The sequence below is a fragment of the Micromonospora sp. NPDC051296 genome (assembly GCF_040682255.1).
GTDB lineage: Bacteria > Actinomycetota > Actinomycetes > Mycobacteriales > Micromonosporaceae > Micromonospora > Micromonospora craterilacus.
Genome location: NZ_JBFBAO010000274.1, coordinates 1 through 9,844, shown reverse-complemented (window position 1 = coordinate 9,844; position 9,844 = coordinate 1). Strand labels below are relative to the sequence as shown.

Annotated in this window: 9 protein-coding genes; 2 read left to right on the top strand and 7 right to left on the bottom strand. The window is 72.4% G+C overall.

Translation table 11 applies throughout. The annotated features are described in order from the left end of the window. Positions 1-391 (bottom strand): class I SAM-dependent methyltransferase (locus tag AB0M52_RS24570; protein WP_363957969.1); only part of this gene is annotated, 391 nt, incomplete at its 3' end. 265 nt (positions 392-656) lie between these two features. On the opposite strand from AB0M52_RS24570, the gene AB0M52_RS24565 reads away from it, so the two are divergent. Then, a complete protein-coding gene (locus AB0M52_RS24565; protein ID WP_363957966.1) occupies positions 657-1,745 on the top strand; it encodes a uroporphyrinogen-III synthase in 1,089 nt (362 codons plus the stop codon). A 65-nt stretch (positions 1,746-1,810) separates the two neighbouring features. Here AB0M52_RS24565 and AB0M52_RS24560 read toward each other — a convergent pair whose 3' ends face one another. From AB0M52_RS24560 to AB0M52_RS24545, 4 genes are all read right to left on the bottom strand, one after another. After that, the gene (locus AB0M52_RS24560; RefSeq protein ID WP_363957963.1) at positions 1,811-2,434 is read right to left on the bottom strand and encodes an ATP/GTP-binding protein; all 624 of its coding nucleotides are present in this window, start codon (positions 2,432-2,434) and stop codon (positions 1,811-1,813) included. Beyond that, positions 2,415-2,777: a DUF742 domain-containing protein gene (locus AB0M52_RS24555; RefSeq protein ID WP_363957960.1), complete on the bottom strand. Its 363-nt coding sequence runs from the start codon at positions 2,775-2,777 to the stop codon at positions 2,415-2,417. The genes AB0M52_RS24560 and AB0M52_RS24555 overlap by 20 nt, the downstream gene beginning before the upstream one ends. Before the next feature lie 78 nt (positions 2,778-2,855). Continuing rightward, positions 2,856-3,263, bottom strand: a complete 408-nt coding sequence (locus AB0M52_RS24550) for a roadblock/LC7 domain-containing protein (RefSeq protein WP_092378558.1) — start codon at positions 3,261-3,263, stop codon at positions 2,856-2,858. Next, positions 3,260-6,361 carry a sensor histidine kinase gene (locus AB0M52_RS24545; protein WP_363957958.1) on the bottom strand — a complete coding sequence of 1,034 codons (3,102 nt, stop codon included), beginning with the start codon at positions 6,359-6,361 and terminating at the stop codon, positions 3,260-3,262. The genes AB0M52_RS24550 and AB0M52_RS24545 overlap by 4 nt, the downstream gene beginning before the upstream one ends. 463 nt (positions 6,362-6,824) lie before the next feature. Here AB0M52_RS24545 and AB0M52_RS24540 point away from each other — a divergent pair, with 463 nt between their 5' ends. Continuing rightward, entirely contained in the window at positions 6,825-8,006 is a 1,182-nt protein-coding gene (locus AB0M52_RS24540) for an ABC transporter substrate-binding protein (RefSeq protein ID WP_363957955.1), read from the top strand. 9 nt (positions 8,007-8,015) lie between these two features. Here AB0M52_RS24540 and AB0M52_RS24535 read toward each other — a convergent pair whose 3' ends face one another. Continuing rightward, positions 8,016-8,876 (bottom strand): ABC transporter permease, encoded by an 861-nt coding sequence (locus AB0M52_RS24535; RefSeq protein ID WP_363957952.1) that lies wholly within the window; start codon positions 8,874-8,876, stop codon positions 8,016-8,018. 103 nt (positions 8,877-8,979) lie between these two features. Continuing rightward, the coding region (locus tag AB0M52_RS24530) for an ABC transporter substrate-binding protein (RefSeq protein ID WP_363957949.1) at positions 8,980-9,844 on the bottom strand (865 nt) is incomplete at its 5' end.

Here is a 9,844-nt window from a genome sequence, read left to right as displayed (position 1 = left end):
CGGCGTCGTCCAGGTGATGGATGGCCAGCGCGCTGACCACGGCGTCGTACCTTCCGGCGGGCAGCGGATCGGCCAGATCCGCCACCACCACCCGGTGCGCCACGCCGCCGGCGGACAGCCGATCGGCGGCGCCGGCCAGCATCTTCGACGCGGCGTCGACGAGGGTCAGCCGGACGCCCGGCACGGCGGCGGCGAGCAGCGACGACAGCAGCCCCGTCCCGGCACCCAGATCCAACACCTCAGGGGTTCGGCCCGCTGCCAGCGCGGCCCGTAGCGGTGGCGCGGCCACCTCGACCGCAGTCGGGTAGAACGCGTCGAAACAGGGCACCAGCCGCCGGCGGGCCCCGTCGTAGGCACCGGCCACCGCGTCGAACGCCTCGGCCACCCCCACCCAACACCTCCCACATTTCAGGAATCTTGTTCCATATCCTAGGCCATCACTGGCCAACCCGACATCCCGGCGCACTGTGAGCGGCTCTTGACAGGACCGAAACAGACGGGACGCGGACCGGAAACCGCCCAGCGGCACGCTTTGCCGACATGACAGACGGTGTGCGGCCGGCGACGCGACCGGGTCGGACTCCCCGGGCGGCCACAACTCCGCGCCGCGCGGCCGTCTGCCCGGTCGACCTGTCGGGCTGCGACAGGAGGGGTGAATGCGCGAGGAACTGGCCGGCTTCACCATCGGGGTGACCGCCGACCGGCGGCGGGACGAACTCGCCGCAATGCTCCAACGGCGTGGCGCCCGCGTGGTGCTCGCTCCCGCCCTGCGGATCGTGCCGCTCGCGGACGACACCGAACTGCGCGAGGCCACTCGCGCCTGCCTGGACCGGCCACCGGACGTCCTGATCGCCAACACCGGCATCGGGATGCGCGGGTGGTTGGAGGCCGCCGAGGGATGGGGGCTGGCCGAGCCGCTGCGCTCGGCGCTCAACGGCGCGTACGTGGTGGCCCGGGGCGCCAAGGCCCGCGCGGTGACCCGTGCCGCCGGCCTGACCGACCAGTGGTCTCCCAGCTCGGAGAGCTGTGATGAGGTGGTCGAACACCTGCGCCAGCGGGGCGTGGCGGGGCAGGTGATCGCCATGCAGTTGCACGGCGAACGGCAGCCGGAGTGCACCCGCGCGCTGGAGGAGGCCGGGGCCACCGTCATCGAGGTCCCGGTCTACCGCTGGGCACCACCGACCGACCCGGCACCGCTGCACCGGCTGGTCGATCTGGTGGCCGGCCGGCTGGTGGACGCGGTCACCTTCACCTCGGCACCGGCGGCGGAGGCGCTGCTGCGGGCCGCCGGCGACCGCACGGAAACGGTGCTGGAGGCGCTGCGCGGCGACGTGCTGGCCAGCTGCGTCGGCCCGGTCACCGCGGAGCCGCTGGTCCGGCGCGGGGTGCCGGTGAGCGCGCCGAGCCGGGCGCGGCTGGGCGCGCTGGTCCGCACGATCGTCGACGAGTTGCCCCGGCGGACGGTCACCATCAAGGTCGCCGGGCATCTGCTCACCCTGCGCGGCCACGCGGCGGTGGTGGACGGCGAACTGCGCCCGCTCGCCCCGGCGCCGATGGCGGTGCTGCGCGCCCTGGCGCAGACGCCGGGGCGGGTGCTGTCGCGTACCGCCCTGTTGCGGACGCTGCCGCGCGGCGCCGACGAGCACGCCGTGGAGATGGCGGTGGCCCGGCTGCGGGCCGGCCTGAAGGCACCGCGGGTGGTGCAGACCGTCGTGAAGCGTGGCTACCGCCTCCGTATCGACTGACGCAGCCGAGCGACCGTCCCGGCCGGACCGGTCGGAGCCGGGCCGGCGGGACGGTCGCCAGTCTCTCAGCCGACCGGGGTCGGGAAGCCCCGGTCGTGCTCGGCCTGGAGCCGGGCCATGGCGTGCTCGACGACGGTCACCAGCACCCGCTTGACCGGGTCGCGCTGCCGAGCGTCGGTCATCACCAGCGGCACGTCCGGCGAGATGGCGAGCGACTCGCGCACCTCGTCCAGCTCGTACTGCGGCGCACCGTCGAACCGGTTCAGCGCGACCACGTACGGCAGCTTGCGGTTCTCGAAGTAGTCCAGCGGGGCGAACGCGTCGGTGATCCGGCGGGTGTCCACCAGGACCGCAGCGCCCACCGCACCTCGGATGATCTCGTCCCACATGAACCAGAACCGGGTCTGCCCGGGTGTGCCGAAGAGGTACAGGATCAGATCCTGCGCCATGGTGATCCGGCCGAAGTCCATGGCGACCGTGGTGGTCTCCTTACCCGGCACCTTGGACGGATCGTCGATGCCGACGCCCGCCGCGGTCATCACCGCCTCGGTGGTCAGCGGTGTGATCTCGGAGATCGCACCGACCAACGTCGTCTTGCCGACACCGAAGCCCCCCGCGACGACGATCTTCGCGGAGATGATTCCCCGGCTCTGGCGGGCCCCGGCGGGGTCATAGCTCGCGAAGTCCACTCAGCACCCTTCCCAGCATTTCCATCCGCTCCTCGTAACCTGTGGCGGGAGCGGCCGTCTGTAGCGTCAACAGGCCCTCGGCCACCATGTCGGCGACCAGCACCCGGGCGACACCCAGCGGCAGCCGGGTGTACGCGGCGATCTCCGCCAGCGACTCGGGCCGACCCTCGCAGACCATGGCGATGCGATGCTTGTCATGCCCGGCGAACCGCGACTCGGCGATCTGGCTGGGACCGGCCACCAGCACCGCTTCCAGGGCGATGTCCTGAAGCGGCTCGGTCCGGCCCCGGGTGACCGCGTACGGCCGGACCAGCGCACCCCGTGGGTCACGCCGCGGTTCCATTCGCGATCACCTCCTCTCCCGTCCGCCGGCGCACCCGCCGGTTCCCCCTTTACGTCCGGCGCGGTCGCGCCGGACGTGTTACGACCGCACCGCGTCCCGGGGCAGCGGCACCAGCGCCGCGCCGACGCGCTCCACCAGCAGCGCCATCTCGTAACCCACCTGACCGACGTCGCAGCTGCGCGCCGCGAGCACCGCCATCGACGAGCCGTCGCTGATCGACATCAGGAACAGGTAGCCGCTGTCCATCTCGATGACCGTCTGCAACACCCCGCCGGCGCTGAACATCCGCGCGGCCCCCTCGGTCAGGCTGACCACGCCGGAGGTGATCGCGGCAAGCTGGTCCGCTCGGTCCGCCGGCAGGTCGCGGGAGGAGGCGAGCAGCAGCCCGTCCGCGGACACTGCCACCACGTGGGCGATACCCGCCACGCTGTCGGCGAAGTTGCTGAGCAGCCAACCCATGTCCTGCATGGCCGCTGGCCTGTTCATCGGCTCGTCTCCTTGGTCGAGGTGCTGTTCTGACTCGCGCCGGCCGTCCGCCCACGCTGGACGCCACGGTGGTAGGCCGACAGCAGGCCGCGTACTTCGTCCGGCGTACGGCGGCTGTGCTCCCGCCCGCTGCGGGGCTCGATCCCGCCGGGTACGAGTTGCTGCTGCGGCACCCGCTTGGGCAGCCCAGACCGGGTCGTCCCGGCGGGGGTGGGCTCGGCCGCCCGGCTGGCCCGCGACCAGCCCTCGTCGGCCGCCGTCCGCCAGGCGTCGTCCTGCGGCCCACCGGAGACCGGGGGCGCGGGCGGTGGCGGTGGCGGTGCGGCAGGCGGCACCGACGGTGCCGCAGCGGGCGGCGGGCTGGTCGTCGCGGCGGACGACGATCGGTACGACGGTGGTGGCGGCTGCGCCGGTGACCCGCCGGTCGCCGCGCCCGGCGTACGGGTGGGCAGCGGGCTGCGCCCTCTCGTCGGTTCGACGGCGGGCACCGACGGGCCGGCGGCCGGCTGCGGCGCCGGCTCGTCGAACTGCGGCCGGCTGAAGATGGCGGTCGCGTCGTTGCCGTGCGACCGGAACCAGACCGCCTCCATCTCCCGGAAGATCGGTGCCTCGACCGACGGCTCGGGCGGGGCGGTGATCGGTCCGGTCGCCATCGGGCTGGTGGCGGCCAGGCTGGCGCCCAGCCCGCCGAAGGTGACGCCGTCGAAGCTCCCACCGCCGGAGTTCCGGGTGGTGCCCGCGGCGAAGCCGCCCGGGGCGGCCACCGCCGCGCCGGCGACCGGGCCCGCCGGCAGCACCGGCGCGGCCGGTGCGGTGTGGCCACCGGCGTTCGCACCCTGGTACGGCAGCGGGTCGAGGGTCGGCTGGGAAACGGTGGGCGTACCGGCGTTGAACCCGCCGGCGAAGGCGGGCGGCGGCGTGTGGGCCGGCGGCGCGGGCTCCGGTGCCGGTTCCGCAGCCGGCCACGGCGCCGAGGACGGCGTGTTGTTGCGCCAGCGGTCGCTCAGCGTGGCGGTGGTGGCGAGCCCGGCACCGACCGGTTCGCTACGGCCGGCCGGGGCCATCGGGGCCTGTTCGACCGCGAGCGGCTGACGCGGGCGGGTGATCGCCTGATCGCGCCCGCGCAGGCTGGGCAGCACCACCGTGGCGTTGGGCAGCGTGACCTGCGCGACGGTGCCACCCTCGACGTTGCGGCGCAGTTCGACCCGGATGCCGTAGCGGGCCGCGAGCCGGCTGACCACCGCCAGACCCATCAGCCGGAACGCCGCCACGTCCACGCTGGACGGCGCGGCGAGCCGCCGGTTGAGTGAGTCCAACTGCTCGTCGGTCAGGCCGAGACCCCGGTCCTCGATCTGGATGAGCACGTAGTCCCGGATCCGCCGGCCGTCCGCGACCACCGTGGTGTTCGGCGGGGAGAAGCGGGTGGCGTTGTCGAGCAGCTCGGCCACCAGCCGGACGACGTCGTTGACCGCGTGCGCGGCCACCGAGACGTCGGTGTCGACCGTGCCGAACTCGATCCGGTTGTAGAGCTCGACCTCGGACTGCGCGGCCCGCAGCACGTCCACCAGCAGCGCGTCCTCCCGGCGCGGTACTGCCGAGTCCGCCCCGGCCAGCACGAGCAGGTTCTCGTCGTTGCGGCGCATTCGGGTGGCGAGGTGGTCGAGTTCGAACAGCTGGGCGAGCCGCTTCGGGTCCTCCTCGCCGCGCTCGATCGCGTCGAGTTCACCGATCATGCGGTCGACCAGGGTCTGACTGCGCCGGGCCAGGTTGAGGAACATCGCCGAGACGCTGGTTCGCAGGGCCGCCTGCTCGGCCGCGACGCGGACCGCCTCCCGGTGTACGACGTTGAAGGCCAGGGCCACCTGGCCCACCTCGTCGCGGTTGTTGAGCTGGATCGGATCCCGCACCTCGCGGACGATCTCGTCGACGCCGCCGTCGCTGACATTGCCCATCCCCTGGAGCCGGCGCACCGCGTCGGGCAGGTCGTGGTTGGCCACCGAGAGCGCGCCCTCGCGCAGTCGGCGCAGCGAGTGGTTGAGCGAACGGGCCAGCATCACGGCCAGGGTCACCGCGATGAGCAGGGTCAGCAGCACCAGCGTCGTCTCGATGACGGCCTGCCGGATGACGTCCGCGCGGGCCTGCTCGGCCTGGGCGAGGAGGCGGTCCTGCAACTCGATCTCGGCCCACCGCATCAGCTCGTGCACCGCGCCGATCGCCGCGGTGGCGTCCTGGGCGGTAACCGGCGAGCGTTGCCCCACCGAGCGACTGATGTCGGTGCCGATCCGGTCGGCAAGCACCACGGCGTCGCCGGAAACGGTGCTCTCGACCAGGGCGCGCTGGTCCGGGTCGGCGGCCAGCGAGAAGGCCAGCAGCGCCTCCTGCTGCCCGGTCAGGGTGGCCACGAAGGCGGAGAACTGCTCGCTGTCGAGCCGGCCGGCGCTCAGCGCGGTGAACGCCACCGACTCCTCCTCGGCGACGGCCGCCTTGGCGCGGGCGAAGGCGGCGACCGCACGCCGGCTGTCCGCGAGCCGCTCCTCGCCCGGCAACTGGGCCAGCCCGTCGCCGTACGCGACCAGGTCGGCCAGCACGACGCCGTAGCGCAGCGCCGCCTCGGCGACCTCCATCTGCTGGCGGTCGAGCACCTCCTGCCGGGTGCCGTCCAGGGTGTCCAGGTGCGCGTCGATGGTCGCCAGGCGGTCGCGGACCGCGGCGGGGGCCTCCCCGACCCGGGCCCGCTCCGCGCGGTACTCGTCGATCCGCTCCTGGGTCCGACGGACCCGCAGGTTGTACGCGTCGGCCTGCTGTTGCGGCGCGGCGAGGAAGGCCGCCGCGGCCATCCGCTCGGCGTGCAGGTCGTTCGCCAGCGCGGAGACGTCGATGGAGAGCGCGGTGAGCGATCGGGCCTGGGTCGCGTCGTACGCGCCCTCACCGACCGCGACCAGCCGGACCGTGGCCAACGCGATGACCGCGGTGACCGGAACGACCAGGATCAGCGCCAGCTTGGACCGGATCCGGGCGTCGCGCAGCCGGGGTAGCCTGCGAGGTCCCTTCTGTGCGGCGTCACCACTGGCGGGCAGGGTCGTCGGTCCGGTGCTCACGACATCGCCTCCGTCGTCTTCTCCACGCCTGCCCCGTCGACCCGTGCGCGGAGCGACGGCCGGCGCCACGCGCGGCACGGCCGCGATTTCATCAGACGGGATCGTGTTTGGGAAGCCGCAGCGGGGAACGAAACGGTCGGACGGCGCGCATCCCGTGATCCGGTCAACTAATACCTACTTTTCCACAGTGGCCCTGAACAGGGCATGTGACTCCAGAGTGGTCATTCGTGTCGGCACAGTAAGCATTTGAAAACATCTGGTTTCCCCAACATGTGGGATTCCCGTCCCGAAACGCCTCCGGTGACCTCGCTTGACCGCAGCGCCCGGCATTGGCAAGGTTTTGCAGGCTTCGCGCACACCGTACGGCAGACCCGCCCCCAATATCCACTATGGATGGTGGCGCCCGCCGGCGACCGGCTACCGCCCGCGCCGCATCAGCCCGCGCCGCACCAGGAGGACAGAGTTGACCCCCTTCCGTTCCGCGACCGCCACGGCGCTCGCGTCGACCCTGCTGGCCACCATGCTCACCGGCTGCCAGTTCGGGGGGCAGGCACAGGACAACACGCCGATCTTCATCGCCGCCGACCTGGAACTGTCCGGTGCGGCGGCCGGAGTCGGCAAGGCGTACCGGCAGGCACTGGATCTGAAGGTCGACCAGTTGAACAACTCCGGCGCCCTGAACGGCCGGAGGATCGAACTGCTGGTGAAGGACAACCGTTCCGACGCCAGCGAGTCGCTCCGCAACATCGCCGACTTCAGCAACGACAAGCGGGTCAGCGCCATCATCATGGGCGGCTGTAACGATTGCGCGGTCGGCGCGGTCCGTACCGTCAACGAGAAGCAGATCCCCACCGTCGCGCTCGCCGCCGCCGGTGCCGTGACCAGCCCGGTGGCGGACCGCCGATACGTGTTCAAGCTGGCGCCCAACGCCGCCGACAACGCCGGCGCGCTCACCGTCGAACTGCGCCGCCGCAACATCCGCACGGTCGGTGTCCTGCGCAGCGACGACACCTACGGGCGCGAGGGCCTCCAGGCGCTGCGCGGCGAGTTCGACAAGGCCGGCATCGAGGTGCTGGCCGAGGCGTCGGTCAAGGGTACGGACACCGAGGTGGACCGGCAGTCCGGCACGCTGGCCACGGCCGCGCCCCAGGCGCTGGTCCTCTGGACCCCGCCGGAGCAGGCGATGCTCGCCGCCAACGCGGTCCGGCGGACCGGCTTCAAGGGAGCCCTGTTCCTGGACGCCGCAGCCGCGGGTGACCTCTTCCTCGGCGCGTCGGGGAAGGCGGCGGAGCGGGCGACCATGGTCTCCACCCAGACGATGGTGATCGACGACGTGATCGCCACCACCCCCGCGAAGGCCGCGCGCCGCCAGTGGTTCCAGGACTACACCGCCCGCTTCGGCGGCTACCACGGCTCGTCGTCCTTTGCCGCGGACGCCGTCCAGCTCATCGTCGACGCCGAGCTGCGCGCCGGGGGGCCGGCCGGGCAGGTCGACCGGGAAGGCATCCGGGACGTGCTTGAGACGTCCCAGATGGACGGCCTGTCGGGGCCGATCCGGATGACGCCGGACAACCACTCCGGGCTGATGCCGCAGGCGCTGACCACCCTGGTCGCCCGCAACGGCCGGTGGCGGCTGGCTAGCTGAGGCGGCCCCTCACCGGCTGGAGGTGGTCTCGCGCAGCCAGGGCAGGCTGCGGCGCTCGACGAGCACGAGCGCGGTGTAGAGCAGGATGCTGACCAGGGCGACCAGGATGATCGCCGCCCACGCGGTGGCGGTGTCGCCGATGCCCGCGTACTGCTGGATGACGTAGCCGAGACCACCTTCGCCGGCCTGGAACTCACCGATCACCGCGCCGATCGCGGCCAGCGGCATGGCGACCTTGAGGCCCACGAAGATCTGCGGCAGCGCGGCCGGGAAGCGGACCTTGCGGAACGCCTGCCAACGGGAGGCGTTGTAGGACCGGACCAGCTCGGCCAACTCGGCCGGCGTGGTGGTCAGGCCGGTCGCGGTGGACAGCACGATCGGGAAGAAGCAGAGCAGGAACACCATGGTCAGGATGGGTTTCTGACCCCAGCCGAGCGCCACCACCAGCAGCGGGCCGAGGGTGATCTTCGGCACCGCGTTGACGGCGACCAGCAGCGGGGTGAACATCCGCTCGACCGTCCGCGAGGCGGCCAGTGCCAGGCCGATCAGCACCCCCGCCACGACGGAGAGCGCGAAGCCGAGCAGGATCTCCCCGGTGGTGGCGGCGGTGTGCTCCAGTAGCCGCGCCGGGCGCGCGACGAACGCGTCCAGCACGTCACCGGGCGGCGGCAGGGCGGCCGGGTGGATCAGCTCCAGCCGGGCGACCAGCCACCAGAGACCCAAGGCGACCAGCAGACCGGCGGCCGGCGGCAGCGCCGCGACCGCAACACCCCGCAGGTCACCCGGCCGCCACCGCTGGCCGCGCGGGGCTGCCGGGGGTGGCTCGGGAGCGAGCGTCGCCTCCGGCTGCCGTGGGCGGACGTCGGTCATCGGATCCTCCTGCGGTTCGAGCAAAGGGTCTGGCTTAGGGCAGAGCGGGGGTACGCCGCACCGGCGGTCCGGTGCGGCGTACCCCGTGCGGGACTGTTCGGCCTCAGGCCTGCGGCGCGAGGTTGAAGTCGATGATCTGGTCGGGGGTGAGGTCCGACTTCAGGGCGCCCGCGCCGCGCAGGATCGCGATGCTCTTGGCGACCCGGCCGCTGTCCAGCGTGCCCAGTGCGGTGCCGGAGTTGCTGGACCGGACGTAGCCGGCCATCAGCTGCAGCTCGGCGGCGGCCGCGGCGGGGTTGACCGCCTCGGCGTTCTTCGCCAGGATCTCGGCCGCCTCCTCCGGGTTCGCCAGGGCGTACTCCAGACCCTTGAGCAGCGCCTCGGTGAACTTCTTGACCGACTCCGGCTTCTCGCCGGCGTACTGCTTGGAGGTGATCAGCACGTTGCCGTACAGGTCCTGCATCACGTTGCTGTACGGCAGCAGGACGGCCTTCTTCTTGGTCACCGCTTCGATGGTCGGCTGGCCGACGACGAACTGGCCGATGCCGTCCACCGAGCCGGAGGCGAGGGTGCCCATCAGGGTCTGCGCCTCACCGTTGACCCAGGTCACCTTGGTGTGGTCGATGCCGGCCATCCGCGCGTACGTCGGGAAGAGGTTGCGGACCACCGAGCCGGGGGTGTCGGCGAGCTTCTTGCCCTCCAGGTCCTTCGGGGTGTTGATCCCGGTGCCCTCGACGGTGGCGATGGCGGCCATGGTGCGCTGCTGGATGGCGGCCACCGCGACGAAGTCCTTGGCGTCGCCGTTGCCGAGCTGGAGCAAACCACCGGTCAGGTCGATCGGGCCGAAGTGCGCCTGGCCGCCGACGATCGTCTGGATCACCGCGCCGGTGCCCTGCCCGGGCTTGATCTCGACCTCGAAGCCGGCGTCGGAGAAGAAGCCCTTCTCCTTCGCCACCCAGGCGTAGGCG